19 protein-coding genes, 6 tRNA genes, 3 rRNA genes and 8 pseudogenes are annotated in these 25,997 nt (G+C 42.1%); 14 read left to right on the plus strand and 22 right to left on the minus strand.

Annotated elements, in window-relative coordinates:
• Nucleotides 1-17: 17 nt before the first annotated feature.
• The 3 genes and pseudogenes from AC4CUX_RS03835 to pdxA form a co-directional block, all read right to left on the minus strand.
• Nucleotides 18-410 (minus strand): annotated as a pseudogene (locus tag AC4CUX_RS03835) (transposase family protein); the annotation flags it as partial.
• A gap of 37 nt (nt 411-447) precedes the next feature.
• A complete protein-coding gene (locus AC4CUX_RS03840) occupies nt 448-852 on the minus strand; it encodes a transposase family protein (protein WP_201952405.1) in 405 nt (134 codons plus the stop codon).
• Nucleotides 853-1,002: 150 nt separating this feature from the next.
• Nucleotides 1,003-1,971, minus strand: coding sequence for a 4-hydroxythreonine-4-phosphate dehydrogenase PdxA (gene pdxA / locus AC4CUX_RS03845; protein WP_114837877.1), 969 nt, complete (start codon nt 1,969-1,971; stop codon nt 1,003-1,005).
• Between the two features lie 490 nt (nt 1,972-2,461).
• Here pdxA and rplM point away from each other — a divergent pair, with 490 nt between their 5' ends.
• Together rplM and rpsI are read left to right on the plus strand one after the other, a co-directional pair.
• Nucleotides 2,462-2,890: a 50S ribosomal protein L13 gene (gene rplM, locus AC4CUX_RS03850; RefSeq protein WP_004695096.1), complete on the plus strand. Its 429-nt coding sequence runs from the start codon at nt 2,462-2,464 to the stop codon at nt 2,888-2,890.
• A gap of 12 nt (nt 2,891-2,902) precedes the next feature.
• Nucleotides 2,903-3,289: a 30S ribosomal protein S9 gene (gene rpsI / locus AC4CUX_RS03855; RefSeq protein ID WP_004695095.1), complete on the plus strand. Its 387-nt coding sequence runs from the start codon at nt 2,903-2,905 to the stop codon at nt 3,287-3,289.
• Nucleotides 3,290-3,509: 220 nt separating this feature from the next.
• On the opposite strand, the pseudogene AC4CUX_RS03860 reads toward rpsI, so the two are convergent.
• Nucleotides 3,510-3,860, minus strand: a pseudogene (locus tag AC4CUX_RS03860) (hypothetical protein).
• 102 nt (nt 3,861-3,962) lie between these two features.
• Between AC4CUX_RS03860 and AC4CUX_RS03865 the strand changes: the two are divergent.
• The 3 genes from AC4CUX_RS03865 to AC4CUX_RS03875 are packed head-to-tail and all read left to right on the plus strand — an operon-like array spanning nt 3,963 to nt 5,733.
• On the plus strand, nt 3,963-4,616 hold the full coding sequence (locus tag AC4CUX_RS03865; protein WP_114837878.1) for a glutathione S-transferase N-terminal domain-containing protein: 654 nt from the start codon (nt 3,963-3,965) through the stop codon (nt 4,614-4,616).
• An 8-nt stretch (nt 4,617-4,624) separates the two neighbouring features.
• Nucleotides 4,625-5,056: a ClpXP protease specificity-enhancing factor gene (locus AC4CUX_RS03870; protein ID WP_114837879.1), complete on the plus strand. Its 432-nt coding sequence runs from the start codon at nt 4,625-4,627 to the stop codon at nt 5,054-5,056.
• Between the two features lie 17 nt (nt 5,057-5,073).
• Complete coding sequence (locus AC4CUX_RS03875; RefSeq protein WP_114837880.1) at nt 5,074-5,733, plus strand: hypothetical protein; 660 nt, start codon at nt 5,074-5,076, stop codon at nt 5,731-5,733.
• A gap of 358 nt (nt 5,734-6,091) precedes the next feature.
• Here AC4CUX_RS03875 and AC4CUX_RS03880 read toward each other — a convergent pair whose 3' ends face one another.
• The 8 genes from AC4CUX_RS03880 to AC4CUX_RS03915 all read right to left on the minus strand — a co-directional run bounded on the left by AC4CUX_RS03880 (nt 6,092) and on the right by AC4CUX_RS03915 (nt 14,414).
• Nucleotides 6,092-6,586 carry an IS630 family transposase gene (locus AC4CUX_RS03880; RefSeq protein ID WP_490792200.1) on the minus strand — a complete coding sequence of 165 codons (495 nt, stop codon included), beginning with the start codon at nt 6,584-6,586 and terminating at the stop codon, nt 6,092-6,094.
• 47 nt (nt 6,587-6,633) lie between these two features.
• Nucleotides 6,634-6,939, minus strand: coding sequence for an IS630 transposase-related protein (locus AC4CUX_RS03885; RefSeq protein WP_000122230.1), 306 nt, complete (start codon nt 6,937-6,939; stop codon nt 6,634-6,636).
• Nucleotides 6,940-7,076: 137 nt separating this feature from the next.
• A 5S ribosomal RNA gene (gene rrf, locus AC4CUX_RS03890) occupies nt 7,077-7,191 on the minus strand.
• 175 nt (nt 7,192-7,366) lie between these two features.
• Nucleotides 7,367-10,260: ribosomal RNA gene (locus AC4CUX_RS03895) — 23S ribosomal RNA — on the minus strand.
• Nucleotides 10,261-10,655: 395 nt separating this feature from the next.
• Nucleotides 10,656-10,731 (minus strand) — tRNA-Ala (locus AC4CUX_RS03900).
• A 68-nt stretch (nt 10,732-10,799) separates the two neighbouring features.
• A tRNA-Ile gene (locus AC4CUX_RS03905) sits at nt 10,800-10,876 on the minus strand.
• Between the two features lie 61 nt (nt 10,877-10,937).
• A 16S ribosomal RNA gene (locus AC4CUX_RS03910) occupies nt 10,938-12,475 on the minus strand.
• Together the 16S, 23S and 5S rRNA genes with 2 tRNA genes alongside form the textbook arrangement of a ribosomal RNA operon.
• Before the next feature lie 848 nt (nt 12,476-13,323).
• Nucleotides 13,324-14,414 (minus strand): IS4-like element ISAba1 family transposase gene (locus AC4CUX_RS03915; protein ID WP_088631513.1). Its coding sequence is split into 2 segments (ribosomal slippage): nt 13,324-13,874 and nt 13,874-14,414, totalling 1,092 coding nucleotides; the frame shifts between segments, so codons are not numbered across the junction.
• Nucleotides 14,415-14,507: 93 nt separating this feature from the next.
• Here AC4CUX_RS03915 and AC4CUX_RS03920 point away from each other — a divergent pair.
• The 7 genes and pseudogenes from AC4CUX_RS03920 to AC4CUX_RS03950 all read left to right on the plus strand — a co-directional run.
• Nucleotides 14,508-14,669 carry a YfiR family protein gene (locus AC4CUX_RS03920; protein ID WP_490792615.1) on the plus strand — a complete coding sequence of 54 codons (162 nt, stop codon included), beginning with the start codon at nt 14,508-14,510 and terminating at the stop codon, nt 14,667-14,669.
• A 4-nt stretch (nt 14,670-14,673) separates the two neighbouring features.
• A complete protein-coding gene (locus tag AC4CUX_RS03925) occupies nt 14,674-15,540 on the plus strand; it encodes a CHASE sensor domain-containing protein (RefSeq protein ID WP_228254641.1) in 867 nt (288 codons plus the stop codon).
• 39 nt (nt 15,541-15,579) lie between these two features.
• The gene (locus AC4CUX_RS03930; protein WP_348887334.1) at nt 15,580-16,608 is read left to right on the plus strand and encodes an IS701 family transposase; all 1,029 of its coding nucleotides are present in this window, start codon (nt 15,580-15,582) and stop codon (nt 16,606-16,608) included.
• A 17-nt stretch (nt 16,609-16,625) separates the two neighbouring features.
• Nucleotides 16,626-17,018: pseudogene (locus AC4CUX_RS03935) on the plus strand (GGDEF domain-containing protein); the annotation flags it as partial.
• 205 nt (nt 17,019-17,223) lie between these two features.
• A pseudogene (locus tag AC4CUX_RS03940) lies at nt 17,224-17,617 on the plus strand (IS630 transposase-related protein).
• Between the two features lie 35 nt (nt 17,618-17,652).
• A pseudogene (locus tag AC4CUX_RS03945) lies at nt 17,653-18,108 on the plus strand (IS630 family transposase).
• 13 nt (nt 18,109-18,121) lie between these two features.
• Nucleotides 18,122-18,412, plus strand: a pseudogene (locus AC4CUX_RS03950) (OmpA family protein); the annotation flags it as partial.
• A gap of 54 nt (nt 18,413-18,466) precedes the next feature.
• Here AC4CUX_RS03950 and AC4CUX_RS03955 read toward each other — a convergent pair.
• The 3 genes and pseudogenes from AC4CUX_RS03955 to tnpC form a co-directional block, all read right to left on the minus strand.
• Nucleotides 18,467-18,694: pseudogene (locus tag AC4CUX_RS03955) on the minus strand (transposase domain-containing protein); the annotation flags it as partial.
• Between the two features lie 104 nt (nt 18,695-18,798).
• The gene (gene ltrA, locus AC4CUX_RS03960; protein WP_005167203.1) at nt 18,799-20,460 is read right to left on the minus strand and encodes a group II intron reverse transcriptase/maturase; all 1,662 of its coding nucleotides are present in this window, start codon (nt 20,458-20,460) and stop codon (nt 18,799-18,801) included.
• A 576-nt stretch (nt 20,461-21,036) separates the two neighbouring features.
• Nucleotides 21,037-22,416, minus strand: a pseudogene (gene tnpC, locus AC4CUX_RS03965) (IS66 family transposase); the annotation flags it as partial.
• A gap of 89 nt (nt 22,417-22,505) precedes the next feature.
• Between tnpC and AC4CUX_RS03970 the strand changes: the two are divergent.
• On the plus strand, nt 22,506-22,811 hold the full coding sequence (locus AC4CUX_RS03970; RefSeq protein WP_000122230.1) for an IS630 transposase-related protein: 306 nt from the start codon (nt 22,506-22,508) through the stop codon (nt 22,809-22,811).
• A 47-nt stretch (nt 22,812-22,858) separates the two neighbouring features.
• Complete coding sequence (locus AC4CUX_RS03975; protein WP_005402037.1) at nt 22,859-23,353, plus strand: IS630 family transposase; 495 nt, start codon at nt 22,859-22,861, stop codon at nt 23,351-23,353.
• Between the two features lie 25 nt (nt 23,354-23,378).
• On the opposite strand, the gene tnpB is transcribed toward AC4CUX_RS03975, so the two are convergent.
• The 7 genes from tnpB to nadA all read right to left on the minus strand — a co-directional run bounded on the left by tnpB (nt 23,379) and on the right by nadA (nt 25,907).
• The gene (tnpB, locus tag AC4CUX_RS03980) at nt 23,379-23,714 is read right to left on the minus strand and encodes an IS66 family insertion sequence element accessory protein TnpB (RefSeq protein WP_004642106.1); all 336 of its coding nucleotides are present in this window, start codon (nt 23,712-23,714) and stop codon (nt 23,379-23,381) included.
• Nucleotides 23,711-24,094: an IS66-like element accessory protein TnpA gene (tnpA, locus tag AC4CUX_RS03985; RefSeq protein WP_490792201.1), complete on the minus strand. Its 384-nt coding sequence runs from the start codon at nt 24,092-24,094 to the stop codon at nt 23,711-23,713. Before tnpA ends, tnpB begins: the two co-directional genes overlap by 4 nt.
• A gap of 186 nt (nt 24,095-24,280) precedes the next feature.
• Nucleotides 24,281-24,357, minus strand: a tRNA-Pro gene (locus AC4CUX_RS03990).
• An 18-nt stretch (nt 24,358-24,375) separates the two neighbouring features.
• Nucleotides 24,376-24,451, minus strand: a tRNA-His gene (locus AC4CUX_RS03995).
• 35 nt (nt 24,452-24,486) lie between these two features.
• A tRNA-Arg gene (locus AC4CUX_RS04000) sits at nt 24,487-24,563 on the minus strand.
• A 46-nt stretch (nt 24,564-24,609) separates the two neighbouring features.
• Nucleotides 24,610-24,686: transfer RNA gene (locus AC4CUX_RS04005), tRNA-Pro, on the minus strand.
• 153 nt (nt 24,687-24,839) lie between these two features.
• Complete coding sequence (nadA, locus tag AC4CUX_RS04010) at nt 24,840-25,907, minus strand: quinolinate synthase NadA (protein ID WP_114837920.1); 1,068 nt, start codon at nt 25,905-25,907, stop codon at nt 24,840-24,842.
• Nucleotides 25,908-25,997 lie beyond the last annotated feature (90 nt).

Here is a 25,997-nt window from a genome sequence, read left to right on the forward strand (position 1 = left end):
CATAAATCATTTTTCAATCAATTTAATTGTTTATCTTTCACCCAATCTAAATTGTATATGCCAGCAAGTAAATTAAACCGCAGGTTTAATCTTTTACGACGATTTCTATATACACAAGATAAAATCTTAAAACATTTCATCCTTCCAAATACATGCTCTACTTGAATTCGTCTACGACCAATCTCTCTATTTAACTTTTTTAATTCAGAATCTAGTTTTTCAGTTTTCTTTGCTTTAGATGGCATGAGGCATCCAAAACCCAATTTCTTTATCCCTAAATACCCCTTATCAACGATAAAAAAGGGCTTAAATTTTAATTTCCTCATGCTTTTTTTAAATATTTTAAAATCATGCATGCTTCCATGACTTCCACATACACTCAGTATTTCACCTGTTGTATAGTGCATAGATAGCTGAAATTTAAAGGTATGTCGCTTTTTTTTACCGCTATACCATTTCTTCTGTTTTTTTTGGACGTTGAACTAATATTTCAGTGGCATCAATCACAACAACTTCCCAATCCACTTCATCTCGATTAGGAAGTTGTTTTGGCAAGTTAAATTTTCCAGAACCGATTAAGGTATCTTCAATAACACGTGTGATACGAATTGCACTCGTTTCAGATACACCGTAACTCATACCAAGATGGAAAAATGTTCGATATTCTCTCCAATATTCTATACATAAGAGCAAACGATCTTCCAACGGTAATTTATGCGGTCGTCCTTTACCAATATGACCAGGTAAATGCTTATTTAGCTCGGCCAACATGAGGTTAAATGTAGCCCAACTAACACCGGTAAGCCTACGAAAATTAACGTCTGATAATTTTTGAATATCTTTGAATTTCATCCAAGGATTATCCATTGAATTAAATAATTTTACTGATTAATTTAAGATCAAACAAATTGTACATTTTTTGATTTATGACGGAAGTCTAGTATTTTAATACTTTTTTGAATCCGTCAATGCGTAAGTCCTATAAAATTATGATTGTGCTATTTAATGACGAGCTAATTCTAATGCTAAATCAACAGCGACCTGTAAGCTTGAGCTTTTCGCAAGACCTGTGCCTGCGAGGGACAGAGCTGTGCCATGATCAACTGAGGTACGAATAAACGGTAAGCCCAAAGTAATATTAATAGCTTCACCAAACCCTTGCGATTTTAACACAGGTAAGCCCTGATCGTGATACATCGCCAAAACAGCATCGGCATCTTTTAAGTTTTCTGGGGTAAATAAGGTGTCGGCAGGTAGGCTCAGGCTGATATTTATGCCTTGAGTACGGTAGCTTTCCAGCACAGGGTTAATCACCTCAATTTCTTCCATACCCAAATAACCATCCTCCCCTGCATGTGGGTTTAAGCCACACACTAAAATGTGGGGATGCTCTTTTTTGAATTTGCTTTTTAAGTCCTGAATTAAAATATCAATCACTTGATGCAATCGTTTTTTGGTAATCGCATCAGGTACAGCTCTTAATGGCAAATGTGTAGTAGCCAGCGCGACACGCAACGTCTTGGTTGCGAGCATCATCACCACACGTTCAACTCCAGCAAACTCTTGGTAGTATTCGGTGTGTCCACTAAAGTGAATCCCAGCATCATTGATAACTGACTTTTGTACAGGTGCAGTTGCAACACCTACACTTTTACCTGCCATGGCATAATCGGCCGAACGTCGTAGCTGCTCTAAGACATAAGGCGCATTTTGAGAATTGAGCTTACCCATTACAACAGCTTCGCTTAACGGTACATGCTCAACATAAAGTTGCCCCTGAGTTGATGATGCTTCTTGCCCTGAATATTCAATCAGTTCAATGTCTAATCCCAAACATGCTGCACGTGTACGTAGCAAGTTCATATCACCAAGGACCACGATCGGACGCTCATCTATACGAGCAGCAAGGCTTAAACAAATATCTGGACCAATCCCAGCAGGTTCACCACTGGTGACATATAAAGGCAGCATAATCAACTCAAGTAAAATGCGTTTTGACTATTATACAACGTCTCACCCAGTATCTCCGCATTCACCGTACTCAACTTGAACCTATTCTTTTATATTTAAATCCTCACTTATCCTGTTTTCACATTCCACCGACTTTCAAAGAAAAAATAAAGCCTTAAACATATAAAACATGAGCAAAGAAATTGCGAGTCGTAACTCCTGTATTATCCGTTATTTTAAAATGGTTCTATGCTGATGATCCCGCATTTCATTCAGTGAAGTCATCAAGTTCAATATCGCTGTTTCCTCATTTTAAAATTTGAACTCTTTTGTGTTTTTTTTAAAAAGAATAAACTTTGATCTCTTCCTTTATACTGGGAAATATCTTAAAATACTGCTCTTGAAATTTTATATTTTCATTTGTGATTCTGAGCAACTTCGTTTAGAATCGCGTCTCCTTTTGTTTGGACAGATTCCATAGTCCAAACCAACTATAATAGGTAGTGGTTTAATGAAAACTCTCAGCGCTAAGCCTGCTGAAGTTCAACACGACTGGTACGTTGTTGATGCTTCTGGCAAAACTTTAGGTCGCCTTGCGACTGAAATCGCTCGTCGTCTACGTGGTAAGCACAAGACTTCTTATACTCCTCACGTTGACACTGGCGATTATATCGTTGTAATCAATGCTGAAGAAATTCAAGTGACTGGTAAAAAAGCGCTTGATAAAAAATACTATCGCCACACTGGCTTCCCTGGTGGTATCCGTGAGACTAACTTTGAAAAGTTAATCGCTCACAAACCTGAAGCAGTTTTAGAAAAAGCTGTTAAAGGTATGTTACCAAAAGGTCCTCTTGGTTATGCAATGATCAAGAAAATGAAAGTGTATGCAGGTACAGAGCATCCACACGCTGCTCAACAGCCACAAGTTTTGGACATCTAAGGGATACAGCACATGGCTACTAATTATGGTACAGGTCGCCGTAAGACCGCAACTGCACGTGTTTTCTTGTCAGCTGGTACAGGCAAGCTCGTAATTAACAACCGTACTCTTGAGCAATACTTCGGTCGTGAAACTGCTCGTATGGTTGTTCGTCAACCTTTAGAGCTTCTTGAAGTTACTGAAAAGTATGACCTTTACATCACTGTTGCTGGTGGTGGTATCGGTGGTCAAGCTGGCGCTATCCGTCACGGTATTACTCGTGCGTTGATCGCTTCTGACGAAACACTTAAACCTGCTCTTCGTCAAGCTGGTTTCGTTACTCGTGATGCTCGTGAAGTTGAACGTAAGAAACTTGGTTTGCGTAAAGCTCGTAAACGTCCTCAATTCTCTAAACGTTAATTCGTTTACCGAATCGGACAAAAAAGCCTTGGTTTATCCAAGGCTTTTTTTATGCGTCATTTTCAAGTTTTAAGTATAAGTTTCCTGCTCTATTCTTACTATAGTCAAACTACTTTATTATTCATACAGGATTCGAAAAAAACTCGAAATAATTCATCGACTTATTTGTATTAGTTTTATAATGATTTGACTATACATGCCTCTAGTTGCATATTCCAGCTTATTTTGATAATTGATGATCTTTGGGAAGTGGTGCATTACACGGCTCGTCGGTTTTCTCATCGACCATTTTCACAGGCCCATCATTATAAACAGTGACCTTACAGCCTTTTACTGTATATTGTTGCTGAATGCCGCCATACATCTAATCCTCAGATACAGAAGTAGCAACATCACAGGCTTCATCGGCAATACAAGCTGCATATTCAGCATTCTGCTGCGCTACATCTACTTGTTCGGCTGCATCTTGATTTTGAGCATAACTACTTGAAATGGAAGTCATTAGTATAATAACTGCGATCGACTGGGTGGTTCTGAGCCAAAGCTGCATGGTTCTATCCTTCTTTTTCATTTATTCCAAGTTGTTCTATTGTATAAGCATATTAAAGTTAAGATGATTTTATTGGCTATTTTTAGTATTCTAACCGATTCACTTCACCTAGTTTCTTGAAATATGTCTGTCGAAACTACTCCGCTTCAAGGAATTACGCTGTATAGCCATGCAGATGATTTTCGCTCCCATTGGATTCGTTATGTACTTGCAGAGAAGCAAATCAAATACCATTTGGTTTTAAGTGATGCAGATGATGAAGATCTCGCTAGCTTAAACCCTTATAATCAGCTACCGACGTTGATTGAAAATGATTTAAAACTATTTAATGCCAATATCATCTCTGAGTATTTAGACGATCGTTATCGTCAAAACAAGCTCTATGCCGATGCACCTATGCCTCGTGCGGAACAGCGGCAGTATATTTGGCGCTTTGAACAAGATTGGTTAAAGCTTGCCGATATGATGCTGCGACATCCAGATACACTCGATGAACAAGCAAAACTGAAAGCACAAAAAAAACTGAAAGATACGCTCATTTCCTTAACACCATTGTTCCAGCATTTCCCCTATTTCATGTCGGAAAGCTTTAGTATTTTAGATTGCATGCTTGCGCCTATCTTTCTACGCTTAAACAGCATGGGCGTGCATTTACCGAAACAGCAATGCCGCCCAATCTATTTATATTGTCAACGTATTTTTAGTCGTCCTGCATTTTTAAAGTCTTTAACTTTGCAGGAGAAAAACCATTATCAATCTGAATTTAAACAGCCGTAGAGAACATTATGTCTGATCAAGAATTAAACCTTACGCCGACTCGTCCATATTTAGCTCGCGCCATTTATGAATGGATTTGTGATAACCAATTAACACCGCATTTATTGGTCGATGCAACCCAGCCCAATACTCTCGTTCCTGAACAGTTTATTCAAGATGGCCAAATTGTCTTAAACATTGTCCCTCATGCCGTACATGCGCTACATATGAGCAACGATGCGATTACATTCTCAGCACGTTTTGGTGGCGTATCTCGTGATATTTATGTCCCACTTAATGCTGTGATAGGCATTTATGCCCGTGAAAATGGACAGGGCTTATTCTTCGATCCAAGTGAGTATGACAATCATACCCAAAGTGAGCAAAATGCTTTAAAATCAGACAATCAAGAAAAAACTGAACCCGCTAAGAAAAAACCAAGTTTAAGATTATTAGATTAATAAAATGGAGTAATTATATGGCTTTTGATTTAGTACAATATTTTGCAGAGCAGATTAAAATTCAAAAGCCTGAGCTTCTGATTCAATATTCAGACGAGGAGCGACTTCAATATATTTCTGAGGCCAACACTCTCTCGCTTGGAAAACTCATCACCTTGATGCGTCAAGATGGCACCAAGCTCTATCATGAGATTCAAACCCAAGATCATCTCTATATTCAAGAACTTGCAAGACACCTCACCACGTCTCCGCAAAATCAATCACTGTTAGCGAAGCCAGACTTAGAGCATAGCCTGACCACCATGTTAGATCTTCAGCTTGCTGAACTCAAACAACTTGATGTCACGGGGAACTTTGGTGAACATGGAATTCGTGAGCTGCTTGTCGGTCAAATTGAGCACCTCTCAGGTCTGGCTGATGACTGGGTTTGGACAACAAGTGAGCTAACAGAACTGATTGGCTCTAAACCAAAGCCTGAAGAAGAGCTATCATTAGAAGAGACGATGAAGGAGTTTAATCAAATGGTTAATCAACACACAACAGACCACTCAGATCAGCTACACACACAGGTAGTAGAGCAAAATCCAACGCCAACATGGGCAAAACTGATTGAGCCTGCTGTGGCTATTGTTATTTTATGGGGACTTTATTGCGCAGCAAGTCAAATGTTTTTCTAATTCCCAAGGGATGCACTCATTTTACGCATCCCTTTATTTTTTAATGAAAAATAATTATATATTTCATCGTTATAAATCAAAAAAATCAATTTATTTTTTGCTTTTATTTGTCCAAATGGTAAAATTTACATTTCGTTACAATAGTAAATAAATTAAACACTTTTTCAAATAACAATGAACTTTATCACACTCCTTTTAAAATACACAAAATTAATCACATAATCTGTAGCGAAAACTGACTAAAAGCCTCGGATTCAGTCGTACATTTATTCATCTTTTTTTGTTACATTTATTTATATTGATAATTTTTTGACGACGTCCATATAATTAAACCCACTTGTTAAACAACAAGTTATAGTCAAACTACTTTATTATTCATACAGGATTCGAAAAAAAATCGAAATAACTCATCGACTGAGTCGATTAACCATTCTTTACGCTTACGTTTAACCCATGCCCACATGTGTTCTATAGGATTTAAATCAGGGCTGTATGCAGGAAGCCAAAGAATTTTATGCCCTTGTTGTTCCAATAACTCCTGAATATCTGCTCTTTTATGAAATGCTGCATTATCCATAACCACTACACTATTTTCTGGTAATGCCGGTATGAGGAATTGCTCAATCCAAAAATGAAAAACATCTGAATTGATTTTGCAGTCAAATAAACCGACTGAAAATAACTTACCCTCATGGATTGCTCCAATGGCATTGGTCTGATTCTTTAATTGCCAATTATATTGCCATAAACAGGGTACTCCTTTTCGTGAGTAGCCATGAGGTCTATAATCATGTGACTTAAAACCACTTTCATCCAGATAAATAATCGGATGGTTTTTTTCTAATTCATTCACTTGCAGAATAAATTTATCCCTAAGCTTTGTATCTGCTTTAGGATGGCTTAACGTCTTTTTTTAACTGTAATATTTAAGCGCTTTAATGCAGCACCAATAGATGAAACACCACAATTAAAACGTGCAGCACGTTCATATTGATAAGCATCAGGATACTTTTCAACATCTTCACGTAAAGCATCATCGTTAATTTTAGAAGGTTTACGTACACGAGTTTTTTTAATCTCTATACGTTTCTTCCATTCAACAATGGTATTTTTATTAATTTCAAATTGTGCAGCTACCGCTCGAATAGAATAACCTTCCTCAAGCTTAGCTAAAATTTTACGTCTAAAATGTTCTGAATAACTCATTGCACCATTGTATTGGTTTTATAATGATTTGACTATATATCTCAATTAGACGATTGATTCGTTTATTTTTTATTATTTACCATTCCTTGCATAAAAAAATCCCCCTAACTATTAAGTTAGGGGGATTTGAATTAATGAGCTGGCGATGACTTACTCTCACATGGATAACTCCACACTACCATCAGCGCTAAGAGGTTTCACTTCTGAGTTCGGGAAGGGATCAGGTGGTTCACTCTTGCTATTGTCGCCAGCACAACTGTTTATGACTATTCGTTGGGTCTAACCTCAGAGCAGTGCTCTTCGTGCCTAACTTTCATCAAATGAGTTATTAACAGGTATATTTGAGTTGGATATTTTATCTAGCTTTATAACTAAATCAAGTTGTTTGCAGTGATTTGAACCACAACACCAACTGTTTGGGTGTTGTATAGTCAAGCCTCACGAGCAATTAGTATTGGTCAGCTTCACATATCACTATGCTTCCACATCCAACCTATCAACGTCGTAGTCTTCAACGGCTCTTTAGAGGACATAAAGTCCTAGGGAAATCTTATCTTGAGGTAGGCTTCCCGCTTAGATGCTTTCAGCGGTTATCCCTTCCGAACATAGCTACCCGGCGATGCGACTGGCGTCACAACCGGTACACCAGAGGTTCGTCCACTCTGGTCCTCTCGTACTAGGAGCAGATCCTCTCAAATTTCCAACGCCCACGGTAGATAGGGACCGAACTGTCTCACGACGTTCTAAACCCAGCTCGCGTACCTCTTTAAATGGCGAACAGCCATACCCTTGGGACCTGCTTCAGCCCCAGGATGAGATGAGCCGACATCGAGGTGCCAAACACCGCCGTCGATATGAACTCTTGGGCGGTATCAGCCTGTTATCCCCAGAGTACCTTTTATCCGTTGAGCGATGGCCCTTCCATACAGAACCACCGGATCACTAAGACCTACTTTCGTACCTGCTCGACTTGTGGGTCTCGCAGTTAAGCGCGCTTTTGCCTTTATACTCTACGCGTGATTTCCGACCACGCTGAGCGCACCTTCGTACTCCTCCGTTACTCTTTAGGAGGAGACCGCCCCAGTCAAACTACCCACCAGACATGGTCCTCGTCCCGGATAACGGGACAGAGTTAGAACCTCAATATTACCAGGGTGGTATTTCAAGATTGGCTCCACCGAAACTAGCGTCTCGGTTTCAAAGCCTCCCACCTATCCTACACAAGTAAGATCAAAGTTCAATGTCAAGCTGCAGTAAAGGTTCACGGGGTCTTTCCGTCTAGCCGCGGGTACACCGCATCTTCACGGCGAATTCGATTTCACTGAGTCTCTGCTGGAGACAGCGCCCCCATCATTATGCCATTCGTGCAGGTCGGAACTTACCCGACAAGGAATTTCGCTACCTTAGGACCGTTATAGTTACGGCCGCCGTTTACTGGGGCTTCGATCAAGAGCTTCGCTTACGCTAACCCCATCAATTAACCTTCCAGCACCGGGCAGGCATCACACCCTATACGTCCACTTTCGTGTTTGCAGAGTGCTATGTTTTTAATAAACAGTTGCAGGGGCCTGGTTTCTGTGGCTGCCAATAGCTCAAGGAGTAAATCCTATCACCGTCGGCAGCGTACCTTCTCCCGAAGTTACGGTACCATTTTGCCTAGTTCCTTCAGCAGAGTTCTCTCAAGCGCTTTGGTCTACTCGACCTGACCACCTGTGTCGGTTTCGGGTACGATTCCTATGTAACTGAAGCTTAGAGACTTTTCCTGGAAGCATGGTATCAGCCACTTCACTGTACAAGTACAGCTTGCTATCAGTTCTCAGCATACAGTACCCCGGATTTGCCTAAGATACATGCCTACAACCTTCCACCTGGACAACCAACGCCAGGCTGACTTAACCTTCTCCGTCCTCTCATCGCATTACATAGAAGTATTGGAATATTAACCAATTTCCCATCGACTACGCCTCTCGGCCTCGCCTTAGGGGTCGACTCACCCAGCCCCGATTAACGTTGGACTGGAACCCTTGGTCTTTCAGCGTGCGAGTTTTTCACTCGCATTGTCGTTACTCACGTCAGCATTCGCACTTCTGATACCTCCAGCATACTTCTCAATACACCTTCATCGGCTTACAGAACGCTCCCCTACCACTTGCAATAAATTGCAAATCCGCAGCTTCGGCATATAGTTTTAGCCCCGTTACATCTTCCGCGCAGGCCGACTCGACTAGTGAGCTATTACGCTTTCTTTAAAGGGTGGCTGCTTCTAAGCCAACCTCCTAGCTGTCTATGCCTTCCCACATCGTTTCCCACTTAACTATAATTTTGGGGCCTTAGCTGGCGGTCTGGATTGTTTTCCTCTTGACTACGGACGTTAGCACCCGCAGTCTGTCTCCCGGATAGTACTCATTGGTATTCGGAGTTTGCATCGGTTTGGTAAGTCGGGATGACCCCCTAGCCGAAACAGTGCTCTACCCCCAATGGTATTCGTCCGAGGCGCTACCTAAATAGCTTTCGGGGAGAACCAGCTATCACCGAGTTTGATTAGCCTTTCACCCCTATCCACAAGTCATCCCCTGGCTTTTCAACGACAGTGGGTTCGGTCCTCCAGTTAGTGTTACCCAACCTTCAACCTGCTCATGGATAGATCACCCGGTTTCGGGTCTACACCCAGCAACTAAACGCCCTATTAAGACTCGATTTCTCTACGGCTCCCCTATGCGGTTAACCTCGCTACTGAATGTAAGTCGCTGACCCATTATACAAAAGGTACGCAGTCACCGAACATGTCGGCTCCCACTGCTTGTATGCATGCGGTTTCAGGATCTATTTCACTCCCCTCACAGGGGTTCTTTTCGCCTTTCCCTCACGGTACTGGTTCACTATCGGTCAGTCAGGAGTATTTAGCCTTGGAGGATGGTCCCCCCATATTCAGACAAGGTTTCACGTGCCCCGCCCTACTCGACATCATCATATCAGCCCTTTCGTGTACAGGACTATCACCCACTATGGTTGCACTTCCCAGAGCATTCCACTAAAACTGATATGACTTAATGGGCTTTTCCCCGTTCGCTCGCCGCTACTGAGGGAATCTCAATTGATTTCTTTTCCTAAGGGTACTGAGATGTTTCACTTCCCCTCGTTCGCCTCGTATGACTATGTATTCATCATACGATACCTGCCTTATGACAGGTGGGTTTCCCCATTCAGAAATCTCCGGATCACAGGATATTTGCCGCCTCCCCGGAGCTTATCGCAGGCTATTACGTCTTTCATCGCCTCTGACTGCCAAGGCATCCACCACATGCACTTAATTACTTGACTATACAACCCCAAACAGTCGTTAATCCCTACAAGTAGGATTAAGACAGTCTATGATGATTTCTCATCACTTCCTTACAGTTTGTTGTTCTGTGTACTTAAACACTGTACAGCTTCAATTCAATTCACATACCAAAACGCTTGATTCAGTTAATTTCGCTAGTAACTCATTTCTTCAATCTTCATCAATCAGTAATAAATCACTGTTAATGTCGATCTTAAAAACGAGTATGAACAAATTATTTCAACTCAAATATATTCTGTTAATGATTTTTCCAGCCTTCGTCAGGTCAGGAAACTGTGATAAATCACAGAAGTTAATAAAATGCAAACTAATGTCTACTTCTTACTAATTTCTATAATCTAACTACTTAGCTTATATATTGATGAACAATATATGGTGGAGACTAGGAGAGTCGAACTCCTGACCTCCTGCGTGCAAAGCAGGCGCTCTACCAACTAAGCTAAGTCCCCAGCTTATCAATAAGTCAATGTCTCTGTTTTTCTGTATTCAGCATTTAACAATGCTTGTTAGTCAGATTTGGTGGGTCTGACAAGACTTGAACTTGTGACCCCACGCTTATCAAGCGTGTGCTCTAACCAACTGAGCTACAGACCCTCAGATACATCGTCATGAAGAACAACTTGTTGTGGATTCTTACCAATCGTCAATCTTTCGTTAAGGAGGTGATCCAGCCGCAGGTTCCCCTACGGCTACCTTGTTACGACTTCACCCCAGTCATCGGCCACACCGTGGTAAGCGTCCTCCTTGCGGTTAGACTACCTACTTCTGGTGCAACAAATTCCCATGGTGTGACGGGCGGTGTGTACAAGGCCCGGGAACGTATTCACCGCGGCATTCTGATCCGCGATTACTAGCGATTCCGACTTCATGGAGTCGAGTTGCAGACTCCAATCCGGACTACGATCGGCTTTTTGAGATTAGCATCCTATCGCTAGGTAGCAACCCTTTGTACCGACCATTGTAGCACGTGTGTAGCCCTGGTCGTAAGGGCCATGATGACTTGACGTCGTCCCCGCCTTCCTCCAGTTTGTCACTGGCAGTATCCTTAAAGTTCCCGGCTTAACCCGCTGGCAAATAAGGAAAAGGGTTGCGCTCGTTGCGGGACTTAACCCAACATCTCACGACACGAGCTGACGACAGCCATGCAGCACCTGTATGTAAGTTCCCGAAGGCACCAATCCATCTCTGGAAAGTTCTTACTATGTCAAGACCAGGTAAGGTTCTTCGCGTTGCATCGAATTAAACCACATGCTCCACCGCTTGTGCGGGCCCCCGTCAATTCATTTGAGTTTTAGTCTTGCGACCGTACTCCCCAGGCGGTCTACTTATCGCGTTAGCTGCGCCACTAAAGCCTCAAAGGCCCCAACGGCTAGTAGACATCGTTTACGGCATGGACTACCAGGGTATCTAATCCTGTTTGCTCCCCATGCTTTCGTACCTCAGCGTCAGTATTAGGCCAGATGGCTGCCTTCGCCATCGGTATTCCTCCAGATCTCTACGCATTTCACCGCTACACCTGGAATTCTACCATCCTCTCCCATACTCTAGCTTCCCAGTATCGAATGCAATTCCTAAGTTAAGCTCAGGGATTTCACATCCGACTTAAAAAGCCGCCTACGCACGCTTTACGCCCAGTAAATCCGATTAACGCTCGCACCCTCTGTATTACCGCGGCTGCTGGCACAGAGTTAGCCGGTGCTTATTCTGCGAGTAACGTCCACTATCCTAGAGTATTAATCCAAGTAGCCTCCTCCTCGCTTAAAGTGCTTTACAACCAAAAGGCCTTCTTCACACACGCGGCATGGCTGGATCAGGCTTTCGCCCATTGTCCAATATTCCCCACTGCTGCCTCCCGTAGGAGTCTGGGCCGTGTCTCAGTCCCAGTGTGGCGGATCATCCTCTCAGACCCGCTACAGATCGTCGCCTTGGTAGGCCTTTACCCCACCAACTAGCTAATCTGACTTAGGCTCATCTATTAGCGCAAGGTCCGAAGATCCCCTGCTTTCCCCCGTAGGGCGTATGCGGTATTAGCATTCCTTTCGGAATGTTGTCCCCCACTAATAGGCAGATTCCTAAGCATTACTCACCCGTCCGCCGCTAGGTCGTATAGCAAGCTATACTTCCCCGCTCGACTTGCATGTGTTAAGCCTGCCGCCAGCGTTCAATCTGAGCCATGATCAAACTCTTCAGTTAAAAATCATTAGTAGCTTATGGCTACAAATCTTGGCTCATCAATTTTCTGACAAATATTTCTCAAATAAACTTCGAGTAATTTTTACCATCAATCAATGAAATATTTTCGATCGATCAATTAGTAAAAATCCACACAAGTTGTTCTTCATAATCTCTTAATGATCTTCTTGCTGATTCGTCATCAGCAAGCTAGGTCGGCTATACTACTCTCTTTCAAGAAGAAGTCAACTGGTTTTGTTAATTATTTTTAAACTTATTCAAGACTCTCAGATTCTACCACTTGGGCTAAATCCTTGTTTCTTAACAAGTTTTAATCAACATCACCGCCGATGGATGTGCATTCTACAGCATTTCTAATCCCTTGCAACAACTTTTTCTATTATTTTATTTCAAGCGCATATTTTTTGGTCAAAAATGTGATTTTTGTCGATTATTAAAGCAATTTTAACCATCACTGTTTATTTTTCGTTAAAATAAGCTCACTTTCGCTGCCAAGCAAAATGAATAATGACAGCTTTTAAATACAAAATTTATTTAACCCTCTTGTCCTGCTTAATGATTTCTCAGGTGCAGGCACAACCACAATTAAATCTCCCTGCAACCACATTGACGATTTTGAGCTATGTACGTTGGAATACCCCCAATCCCATTTCTTTATGCATTTTAAATAACAACCAATTATCCAATCAGTTCATTCAAGTGAATCAGCAACTCGAAAGTGCGTATCAAATTCAAGCGGTCAGTTTGTCTGAATTGAATAAGGTTATGTGTAATGCTGTTTTTTTCTCAACCTACACGCCACGTCAAGAGCAAAATATTATAAATAGCTTCTCTGTACACGACAAATTTCACAGAACCCTTATCCTATCAGGGTTCTGCCTTCTTAAAATTGCCAAAATTTCCTTAAACTCTTCTTTTTTCCCAAAACCAATTAAACGCTGAATCGCCATTTGAACATAGTCTAAACCATAGCGAAATAAACTCATTGAGAGTCGTCCATGCTTCTTTATTTTTATCACTTTTTTTTGATCATGTTGCCATTCACCCGTTAAGTAACACCAACAGAAGCTTATAGCTAACACCGCAATCAATTTTTTCACTCGTCTAGGGTCTGTCAAGCGCGTATTTTCAAGATTAAACCCGCGTCCTTTGAGACAACTGAATAAGGTTTCAATTTCCCAGCGTAATGCATAATCCTGAATAGCATTGGCATTAAACTGAGGAGAAACGACGAGTAAAAGCTCTCCATTTTCTAACTGTAGTGCACTTATATATAGTTTCACCCGACCAACCAAAATCCGTCGTTTACGACATTCAATTTGACCAACTTTAAGATGGCGAAATAAATCACTAATTTTATGATTCTTTCCTAAATGATTGGTGACAATGAAGTTTTTTTAACACGAATGCAGAAGTTGATGTCTTGTTCAATTAACCATGTAAACCACTGCTCACCGATAAACTCTCTGTCTGCGAACACATTCACAATACGGTCTTTACCAAAAATGGCTATAAAGCGTTGAATCAAAGCAATGCGCTCTTTCGTATCTGAATTTCCACGTTTATTAAGCAATGTCCAAAGGATAGGTATCGCTATTCCACGATAAACGATTGCGAGCATCAGGATATTAATATTTCGTTTTCCCCATTTCCAATTGGTTCTATCTAAAGTCAGTTGCACTTGGTCGAATGAAAACATATTGAAAATCAACTGAGAAATTTGACGATAATCAAAATACTGACCTGCAAAGAAGCGCTGCATACGTCGATAAAATGATTGTGGTAAGCACTTGATGGGCAAGGCTTTAGATGCAGAAGAAAGATTACATGTTTGCTTTAAAATAATCACAAGCATGATGAGCGCAAAGCACTTTAAATGTGACTTGTTCCATTTTAGATATTTGTTTAAGATAAGATATAACTCATTGAGATGTGTCATAGTATTCGTCGTTAGAAAACAATTATTATGACATTATTTCAATGAGTTATCTATTTTTGTCGTGTACAGAGAAATAGCTTAAAAGATGCTCCACTGACTTTCAGCTCCAACAATACTGAATGCGAATTAGGCAGCGCATTTTGCTTATATCAAAACAAAACACGAACTTCCTTTAAGGTAAACTTGGCCAACCTGTCCCAATCCCAAGCGCGTGTAGATCCACGTGTCTTATTAGCAAAATCTACGGAGCCTTAAGTCAGTGTTTCGTAAAAGCTCTAATACCTCCCTACAAAAAATTTTTAGTCAGTCTCAATTGCTGATTTTTGCTCTTACTCTTGGAATTTGTAGTTTAATTTTCGTGGTAATTTCCATCTACACCATCAATACCTATGCCAAACAAAGCCTCAATATTTTTAGCGCAACCTTAAGTGAGCAAATTCAACCTGCTGTCATTTTCAATGATCGTATTACGCTACAGCAAACACTGAACAATCATATTCAGCAATATCCAATTCGCGTTATTAAAGTTATCAACCTACAAGGGAAACCACTGGCCGAAGCATACAAACCAACACCTGAGTTTGCCTGGATGGAAAATCTGTTTGATAAGGTCTTCTTTAAACACCCTGTGACACGCACCATTAAACATCAAAACAACCAGTACGGGACATTGATCATTTACGGAAGTGCTACCCAACTCATGAGCTTTTTCTTTCAGCTTTTGATTTGTCTCTCCGTTGGAATTTTTGTCATCCTGTTGATTATGTTGTGGTTGGTACATTCAACCTATCAAAAACTGATGCACTCGATTCAACCCATGGTCAATACCGTTGAAAGCCTTAATCTTGATACTCAATATCAAGCACGTCTTCCATCATCTCCCATTTATGAATTTCGCGTCATCAGTGGTGCATTTAATAATTTATTAGATAAAGTGCAGCGTACCAATGAAAAACTACAAAGCGAAAACTCTCAGTTATCACATCAAGCGTTGCATGATCAGTTAACTAAACTCCCGAATCGTCATTATTTTTACAATATTTTGTTCAATCAATTTGAGCACCCCGAGAAAAACCAGACAGCTCTCTTTTTTATCGACAACAATAACTTAGGACTTACGCATTGACGGATTCAAAAAAGTATTAAAATACTTTATAAAGTATCTGTGATCAGACGAATTAAACATGCTTCTACAGCAACTTGTACACTACCCATTTATATGGGCTTTCTCATGACAGAACCGAACTCTATTAGCTGCACACAACTTGCCGAGACTTATAACATCTCGCATGATAGTGTAAATCGCTTTCTAGAGCGTGAAGACTACACACCTCACGACCTATATCAAGAAGCAATTCAACATATTGATAATAATAAACTTATAGTCAGTATTGATGATACTGTTTTAGATAAACCATATAGTCAACATATGGACTTAGTTAGCTATTTTTGGTCAGGCAAACACCACCGATCCGTCAAGGGTATTAATCTCATTACCTTGTATGCGACAGATCAAAATGGTCAAAATATTCCAATTAATTTCCGAATTTATGACAAATCTGAAAGTAAAACCAAGAATGATTACTTTATGGATATGTTAAGTGAAGTACTCAGTTGGGGTGCAAAGATTCAATTTATTACAGGTGATAGTTGGTATTCATCGACTGCAAATCTAAAAACCATAAGAAAATATGGTATTCGATTTATGTTTGGTATCGACTGTAACCGTAAGGTTTCCCCAGAAAAAGGACAATGGTTTCAACTGCGTTTATTGCCAAATTTCCATCAGGGTCAAGTGGTCTGGCTCAAAGATTTTGGCTTTGTACAATTATTTAAGACTCAGTTAAAAGAACAGCAGAGGTTTTATATTGTGCATCAAGATGAAGATGATTTATTGTCCTTTGAGGGTTTTCATGAATTACATTCAAGTCATTGGAAAATAGAACAATATCACCGAGTGATTAAACAGGTTTGTCATATTGAAAAGTTTCAAGTAAGACGATCTAAACTGATTTCGAATCATATTTTTTCAGCCTTGATGGCCTACGTTGAGATACAAAAGAACCAGTTTGAGCGGATCTTTGAAAATGTATATCGTTGGCAGAAGAAGTTATTTAGACCAATGATCAAAAACTTCATTGATGACTTTATTCTCGATAAAAATCATCTGCTACCACAGAGAATCTATAAATAATACTGCGTAAGTCCTATAACTTTAAAAACATTAATGATGTTTATGGGCACTTAGCAGGTGATGCCGTGCTCAAAGAAATGGCTCAACGCTTAAAAAAGAATGTCAGAAGCCACGATGTGGTAGCACGATTAGGTGGTGATGAGTTTGCAATTCTGCTTCGTAATATCAAACACTATGATCATTTAGAACTAATTTGCAAGCATTTAATCGAATGCAGTAAAGCCCCGTTGTCTTTTGATCAACAACAGATTCATTTTAGTTTCAGTATTGGCGTTGCTTTCTCAAAATGTGCAACAACGCCTGAAGATTTGATTGCTGAAGCAGACAATGCCATGTATAAAGCCAAAAACTTAGCTCAAGGGTGGTATATCACACCTTGCATAAATCCTGATCAGGAACCCTCATGTTAAAACATGTTTGCAAATTTATGCTTATCACTGCTTTATCTGACTGCCTGAGTTTAGGGTACCTCAACTATAAGCAAACACGCATGCTGAAGAAACAAGGCTTTACCCTGAACGAAGAAGGCTGGACGCTGAGACTGCCTGAAAATTATTGTTTGGATTTGAGCAATCCGATATAGTCCGCACGCCAAAAAACCAATACAATACTGATATGAGTTATCCAATACATTTTAGAAAGAAAATATTAGCCAAGCTTGAAGAAGGTCAATCTATCCGAGCGGTTGCTCAGCACTTCGAAATTAATAAGGCTCTAGACTAGCAGAATAGATATGTTAGTCTAGAGCCTTAATAAAAATACAATTGTCGAATGGAAAAAGCGAATCGAAATAAAAAGAACTCGACCAAGAAAACCATCTAAAGTTGATGATGATGCCTTACGTGCAGATGTTGAGCAATATCCTGATGATTATCAATATGAACGCGCTGCTCGTTTTGGTTGTGGTACTTCTACAATTGGAGATGCGCTCAAGCGTCTAAATATTACAGTTAAAAAAAGACCTTACGGCACCCGAAAGCAAAAACAGAACTCAGAGAGCAGTATTTAAAAGATTTAAACCGATTAAGATGTCAACATCCGATCATCTATCTTGATGAAAGTGGATTTAAATCTCATGAACATAGACCTCATGGTTATTCAAAACAGGGAACTCCTTGTTATGGAACATATAATTGGCAATTAAAAAATCAAACCAATGCAATAGGAGCAATCCATGAGGGTAAATTATTTGCAGTGGGTTTATTTGATAGCAAAGTAAATTCGGATGTATTTCATTTTTGGGTAGATAAGTTTTTATTACCAGAATTACCCTCGAATAGTGTAATTGTCATGGACAATGCAGCCTTCCATAAATGACAAGATATACAAGATCTATTAAGCCAACATGGGCATCAAATACTTTGGTTACCACCTTATAGTCCTGACCTTAATCCTATTGAAAAAATGTGGGCATGGGTGAAAGCAAAAAGGAAAAAATGGTTGGTTAACTCAATAGATAAGCTTTTTAGTCGTTTCTTTAACGAGTGTATGGGTAAATAAGCGGTTTGACTATATTCAAGCCTCTCAAAAATCCGCACTCGAAGCGCTTTCTAAACAGCTACAGCAATACAATTTAAATAAAATTAAAGTGGTTGGACATACAGACAATATTGGTGACCCAAGCTACAACCAAATACTCTCGAAGAAACGCGCATCAACAGTTAGCCAGATTTTTATCGAAACAGGGTTTAAAACTCAAAATATTCAGAGCATGGGTCGCGGTGCATCACAACCTCTGGTAGAAAATAGCAGCAAGGAAAATCGAGCGCTGAATCGTCGTGTGAATATTATTATTATTCCTTAAGCATTTATGTTTTATCTTTAGCCGTAAGCGTCCGCTGAACCCCATGTCTATTTTTTAATTTGAGTTGGATTTCCAGCGGTGTGGTAGCAATTCTTCTATTTGGGTCACTTTATGGGTCGGCAATCTTTTCAGCACATCACTTAAATAGGCATACGGATCCAACCCATTCAGCTTTGCTGACTGGATTAAAGTCATGATGTTTGCCGCTCGCTGACCACTACGCAGCGAACCTGCAAATAACCAGTTCTTACGTCCCAACGCCCAAGGCCGCACCTGGTTGTCGGGTAGTCAGACGCAGTTACCTACGTCCAACCCCCTAAGAACCGTGCATGCGAGTTTCCCAGCACACGGCTCAAGCCTCTGCTAAGGCGCCATTCGGCACCCGGTTATACATCGTTGACATTGGCAAACTGAACACTCCTCGGACAATACAGATGGTAAATCTCAAGATTAGCAACTGCATCCGTTCCACCATGACTTAGCTTCACAATATGACGGCTGTGCCATGGTGTATCTTTGGTGACTGGTTTAAGACAGGCGCAGCAGCGACCACCTTGTTTTAGCCACACCCGATACAGCTTGGCTCGCCCCTTTGCGGAGACCAGCATTCTTTTACCCCATCGGGATTCGAAGTACTCATCCCATGCGGGGTCATGAGGGTTAGCAGCAGCCTTGATCTTGATATGTCGCACAATTGGCGTGTCCGAGGCAGACACTAATGTGTATTGTCGCTTCCGACCATCGGCGGACTGTTCATCACATGAGAACACCCATCGACGCGCTCCTTGTACTTTGAAATACCGATCTTTGACCCATCGGAGTGTCTTGCGAGGGTGGCGACGTACAGCCCATCGCCAGAGCATTTCCCACACTGCGTTGTCTACCTGGTTGAAAACCTTCTTGGCAACGACATGACTGTGATAGTTGGCCCAACCCCTTAGAATCGGGTTGAGCAAACCGATCAAAGTGGCCTGTCGTGTCGCTTTGTTTGCATTGATTAATGCTCGCAGCTTGTCAAGATGAGCGCTGATGTTTGCCTTTGACGGCTTGATCAGTAGCTTGCCGTTGTACTTACGTACGTTCCAGCCAAGAAAATCGAACCCGTTCCCTATGTGCGTGATTTTGGTCTTTTCCTGAGAGAGCACGAGACCGCGCTGCGCCAGAAATTCAACCACGGCAGGACGAACTTCATTTTCGAGCCACTCTTTAGAATACCCCGTGATGATGAAATCATCCGCATACCGTACCAGTTGCAGCTTTTTGCCTGTCCATTTGGCGTTAGAGAACCTCTTCGCCAGCATCGTTTCCAGTCCGTCCAAGGTCATGTTGGCCAGCACCGGGGAGATAATACCTCCTTGCGGTGTTCCGGAAAGACTGGGAAACAGCTTGCTTTGGTAGACGTAACCGGCTTTGAGCCATTTCCGTAGAATCACCTTGTCCATTGGAAGGTTGGCGATCATCCAGTCATGGCTGATATTGTCGAAACAGCCTTGAATGTCACCCTCTAGCACCCACTCCGCACTTACTTTTCTTGACAGCACACCAAAGCACTGTGCTGCAGCATCCGCGGTTGAGCGTTGCGGTCTGAACCCATAAGAGTTCCGATCAGCGATGGTCTCCGCGATGGGTTCCAAAGCCAGCAGATGGAGCGCCTGCATGGCCCGGCATTTCATCGTGGGTATCCCAAGAGGTCTCATCTTGCCATTTTTCTTCGGAATAAGGACTCTCCGAAGCGGAAGGGGCGTGTAACCTCGCCTCTTCAACGACATCATCGCACCGGTCTTGGCCTTGGGTGTATTCCAAGTCACCTTGTCGACCCCAGCCGTGTTTTTGCCTTTGTTTTCAGACACTCGTTTGACGGCCAATGCTTTGCCACTAAACGAGTGAGTCAGCAGCCATTGCAAAGCTTTCGCCTTGTTATGCCTGCCGTCTTGTACCGCCTTCACAATACGCGCTTGCAGCCCTCTGACATGACGCTGTACAGCAATCCAATCGATGCTGTCCCACGATGTGCTGGAAGGTGCACACGCTGATACTGCTGCATTCATTTGCTCTCCCTCCATTAAAAGGGTTCTACACACTCTCTTGTGATGAGAGACCATAAGGACGTCAGCCCGCTTTCGCGTGGGGTAATGTTTCAACCTCTATCCAACCCATTACAGACTGGCATTCGCTTTTTCCTCGTTCCTTCGCCCGCATCACCATGGGCAGTTTTTGCAAACTGCTTTCCCAATGGGAGTAATACGGGATTTCCACGTTCCGCTTACTGAAGTACATCGGCTTAGGTGCCTGCTATCGACCGGGAGGCGTATGGGTCACGAATGCGTAGTCGAAAGACGCAATTCCCACCTCCATTACCGTTTTGGTTCGAGCGTATCAGCCATTTCCGCTCGTTCAACTTAACGATCGTTACGCAGATTCACATGTGTTCACCATACCGATTATCTAGCCCTTGTCCGGCTATGGCTGCCAGAAGGGTACGCCTCTCACGATTGATACCCCGCACCTTGCGGTGCCTCGTTACATTGTTGAAGGCGCTCTTTATTCAGCCTTCTAGATTCACCCGGTGACACGGGTGGTTCCCGCAGGGGGGAACAACTTCATTAAGCGACTTCGTGTCGCACTTCCACCCAATTATTGCAAATCGGTAGATTGCCATCATCCAGATAGCGGCTTAAAGCTGGCCAACGCTTCAGAGTGTAATTGATGGCCTTGGCGGTTGGAGAACTCGATGGCACCGTCAGTTGATGCTGGTTGAGCCATTCATACAGTTGTTGCATCACCGGTTGACTATGCTGTTGTCGGTATTCGCGGCGCTGTTCTGCTGTACCATCGGTCTTTCTCCTGAGTTCTGCTTCTATGGCATACAGTTTCTGAATCAGCACTAAGGCCTGTTCAGCGACCTGACTTTTCTTGGTCACATGCAGTTCATGGAATTTACGACGAGCATGCGCCATGCAGCCCACCTCAATGACTTGGCCTGATTTAAAGCGTGCTTTATAACCACTGTAATCATCACAGACCAGATGGCCCTGCCAGTCTTTCAGGAACGCTTCAGCATGCTGGCCTGAACGACTATCCTGAAAGTCATAAATCACGGCTTGAATTGGATTATATTGGGTTGTTGCATAGGCCCAGACATAACCTTTCTTCGGTTTTTTCTCATCATCACTCATCCGCATGATGGTGACTGGTGTTTCATCGGCATGGATCACCCGCTGTTGCAGCACCACCTCTTTTAAAGCATTGGCCAGAGGTTCCAGTTCTACACCGCAGCGACCTATCCAGTCAGATAAAGTTGATCTAGAAAGCTCGATTCCCGCCCGCTGATAGATCAGACGTTGACGGTACAGCGGTAAATGATCTGCGTATTTCGAGACCAACACATGGCTAAGCAGTTCAGGACTGGCAATGCCTTTATCAATCACATAGGCGGGCATCGCTTGCTGAGTCAGTGTGTCACACTGATCACAGACCCATTTGCCACGCACATGCTGTTCCTTATAGAACTGTGCCGGTCTGAAATGTAGTTTTTCACTGATATCTTCGCCGATACGACGCAAGGTGCAGCCACAAGCACATTGGGTTGATGTTGGTTCATGCTCGATACGGATGGTGTGTAGATGATCGGGCAGCAGTCGACGTTTAGGTTTGTTGACTGTGGCTTTGTGTGTCGCTGCATCAGTTTTATCTGCATTCAGCCGTTCCAGTTCCAGATCAACAGCGGCAATATCTTCTTCGACCGCTTCATCCCACAGATGGATTTGTTTTGCGGTGAGATGTTCGTTTTTACTGCCAAATTTGTGCTGTTTAAATAGTGCGAGCTCATGCTCGTATTTTTGCGTGAGAATGGAAAGATGTTGAACTTTGGCATCCAATTGCTGGTTTGATTTTTCTAATTCTTGATTTGATTGTGCCAAAGACTGATGCTGCATTGCCAACTGCCGGGTAAATTCCAGCAGTTGTTCATGGGTCAGTTGGCTTAAATCAGGCAGCGTATTCATGACCGCAGTATGCCTGAGGTCATGACGCAGAGGAAATAGAACGTTTGGAGAATATAGTCAAATCATTATAAAACCAATACAATGGTGCAATGAGTTATTCAGAACATTTTAGACGTAAAATTTTAGCTAAGCTTGAGGAAGGTTATTCTATTCGAGCGGTAGCTGCACAATTTGAAATTAATAAAAATACCATTGTTGAATGGAAGAAACGTATAGAGATTAAAAAAACTCGTGTACGTAAACCTTCTAAAATTAACGATGATGCTTTACGTGAAGATGTTGAAAAGTATCCTGATGCTTATCAATATGAACGTGCTGCACGTTTTAATTGTGGTGTTTCATCTATTGGTGCTGCATTAAAGCGCTTAAATATTACAGTTAAAAAAAGACGTTAAGCCATCCTAAAGCAGATACAAAGCTTAGGGATAAATTTATTCTGCAAGTGAATGAATTAGAAAAAAACCATCCGATTATTTATCTGGATGAAAGTGGTTTTAAGTCACATGATTATAGACCTCATGGCTACTCACGAAAAGGAGTACCCTGTTTATGGCAATATAATTGGCAATTAAAGAATCAGACCAATGCCATTGGAGCAATCCATGAGGGTAAGTTATTTTCAGTCGGTTTATTTGACTGCAAAATCAATTCAGATGTTTTTCATTTTTGGATTGAGCAATTCCTCATACCGGCATTACCAGAAAATAGTGTAGTGGTTATGGATAATGCAGCATTTCATAAAAGAGCAGATATTCAGGAGTTATTGGAACAACAAGGGCATAAAATTCTTTGGCTTCCTGCATACAGCCCTGATTTAAATCCTATAGAACACATGTGGGCATGGGTTAAACGTAAGCGTAAAGAATGGTTGATCGACTCAGTCGATGAGTTATTTCGAGTTTTTTTCGAATCTTGTATGAATAATAAAGTAGTTTGACTATAGCAGAATGGACCAAGCTAGTTTAGAGCATCGTCACCACCTGCTGTCGTCCAATGCGCTGCCAAGGCAAACCCTGGATCAGTGCCTGTAACTGTTCTGGGCTGAGGGCTACACTTTCACCCTGGTGAACTTTAGCCCAGTGAAATTTTCCCTGTTCCAACCGCCGGGCACACAGCCAGATGCCCAGTCCATCATGTACCAGCACTTTCATGCGATGGCCACGTTTATTACAGAACAGGTAAGCACAATGCGGTTTGATGTAGCCAAAGGCTCTCACCACCTGAGCCATGGCCGTATCCATACCTGCACGCATGTCCATGGGCTGAGTAGACAACCAGATTTCATCGATACGGATCATGTTGTAAGTGCCTTGAGTAATTCTGCTAAAGCAGATATTTCTGATACTTGCCATTTCAAGCCAATTTCTGCTTTTGAGTGGGGTAAAGTAATTTGAACCGTTAACATGTCAGTAGGAGTAGGATCTAATGGTGCAGAGCAAGATAAGGCAATAAATGCAGGTTTATTCGGTAGTAGTGAGCGATCATTCCCTGGCTTAGCATCAATTAAGCGAATCCATTTGGATACAAGATGTGTATTCAATCCATGTTGCAAAGCGACCGAAGCAATTGAAACCTCCGATGCTTTACACGCCTGAACGATCTGCTGTTTAAATTCAGCACTATATGTTCTTCGTTTTATCGTAAGAGATGCGATGGATGTCTGGTTATTTGTAGTCATAAATTTAAGTTCCCACTTGTTTTTAAGTGAGGACTAAATTAAGGCTTATAGGACGAATTCATAAGGTGTGTTCAGCGGACGCTTACCTTTAGCCTTCGTCACGAAGGCTTTTTTATGCACTTTACTAAATTTCAGGCATAAAAAAACCGCTCAACGCGGCATCTTTATCTTGACCATTTCAAGAAATGGTCGGAGCAGTAGGATTCGAACCTACGACCCCCTGGTCCCAAACCAGGTGCACTACCAGGCTGTGCTATGCTCCGATTTCAACTTTTTAAAGTTGGGGTGAATGACGGGATTCGAACCCGCGACAACTGGAATCACAATCCAGGGCTCTACCAACTGAGCTACATCCACCATAACGTGTCGGTTCTTAATACCAAGCTACCTAATGGCGCGCCTGACAGGATTCGAACCTGTGACCATCCGCTTAGAAGGCGGATGCTCTATCCAACTGAGCTACAGGCGCATGACCAATAATACGAGGTATTATGGATAACCTTGCCTTGAAGAATTGGTCGGAGCAGTAGGATTCGAACCTACGACCCCCTGGTCCCAAACCAGGTGCACTACCAGGCTGTGCTATGCTCCGATTCATCTCAGCTTTTGTATCGAACATCTCGTTCGGTACGGTGTGCATTCTAGGCGTGACGCTTGATAACGTCAACACCTATATTTAAAAAAAATAAAAAAATCACGTCAAATGTATATTAATCAAGCGTTTCAGGCATTTTTTATACAAATTTTAACGTTTTAGCGATGCACTAAAATCCAACATGCGATCTAAAGGTAATTTCGCACGCTCAGCAAGTGCAGGATCTACGAATATTTCCTGATCGCCACGCTGTAATACCTCTAAAATACCATCCAGCTCATTCATTGCCATCCACGGGCAGTGTGCACAAGAACGACAGGTTGCACCCTCTCCGGCTGTTGGTGCTTCAACCAAAATTTTGTTGGGCACCGCTTGTTGCATTTTGTAGAAAATACCCCGATCGGTTGCCACAATCAGTCGCTCATTGGGTAAGGCTTGTGCAGCTTTAATCAGCTGTGAAGTACTTCCAACAGCATCAGCAACATCCACCACTGACTCAGGCGACTCAGGATGTACCAGTACCGCAGCATCAGGATACAGCGCCTTCATTTGCGCGATGCCACGTGCACGGAATTCTTCATGCACAATACATGCACCATCCCAAAGCAACATGTCAGCGCCTGTTTTCTTTTGGATATAACGGCCTAAATGCTGATCAGGTGCCCAAATAATTTTTTCACCCAAACTGTCTAAATGCTCAATAATTTCGACTGCACAGCTTGAGGTCACCACCCAATCGGCACGGGCTTTAACGGCTGCTGAAGTGTTGGCATAGACCACTACTGTATGGTCTGGATGGGCATCACAAAACTGACTAAATTCTTCAACAGGGCAACCCAAATCTAAAGAACATGTAGCCTCTAAAGTGGGCATCAGAATGGTTTTATTCGGTGATAAAATTTTTGAGGTTTCCCCCATAAATTTAACGCCCGCCACCACCAAGGTCGATGCTGGATGATCACGACCAAAACGGGCCATTTCCAATGAATCAGAAACACAGCCACCACTTAACTCGGCCAATTCCTGCACTTCAGGATCGCAATAGTAGTGCGCTACCAATACTGCATCACGCTTTTTCAACTCGGCTAAAATTAAAGCAAATTTTTCTTGCTTCACTTCTTCACTGAGCTTGGAGTCTTTGGTTTCACCCAAACGGTCCAAATGCGCCTGTACAATTGATTTTGCGTCATTGGCAATTAAATTGGTCGCATTGTTCATCATTCATTCATCCCTTCATGCTTGTCGGCAAGCAAGTCCCGCACTTAATTTATTGGTCAAATGGCTTCTCGGCTTTTGACCAATCATTCA

It is taken from the genome of Acinetobacter sp. 231_lipA, assembly GCF_058243005.1.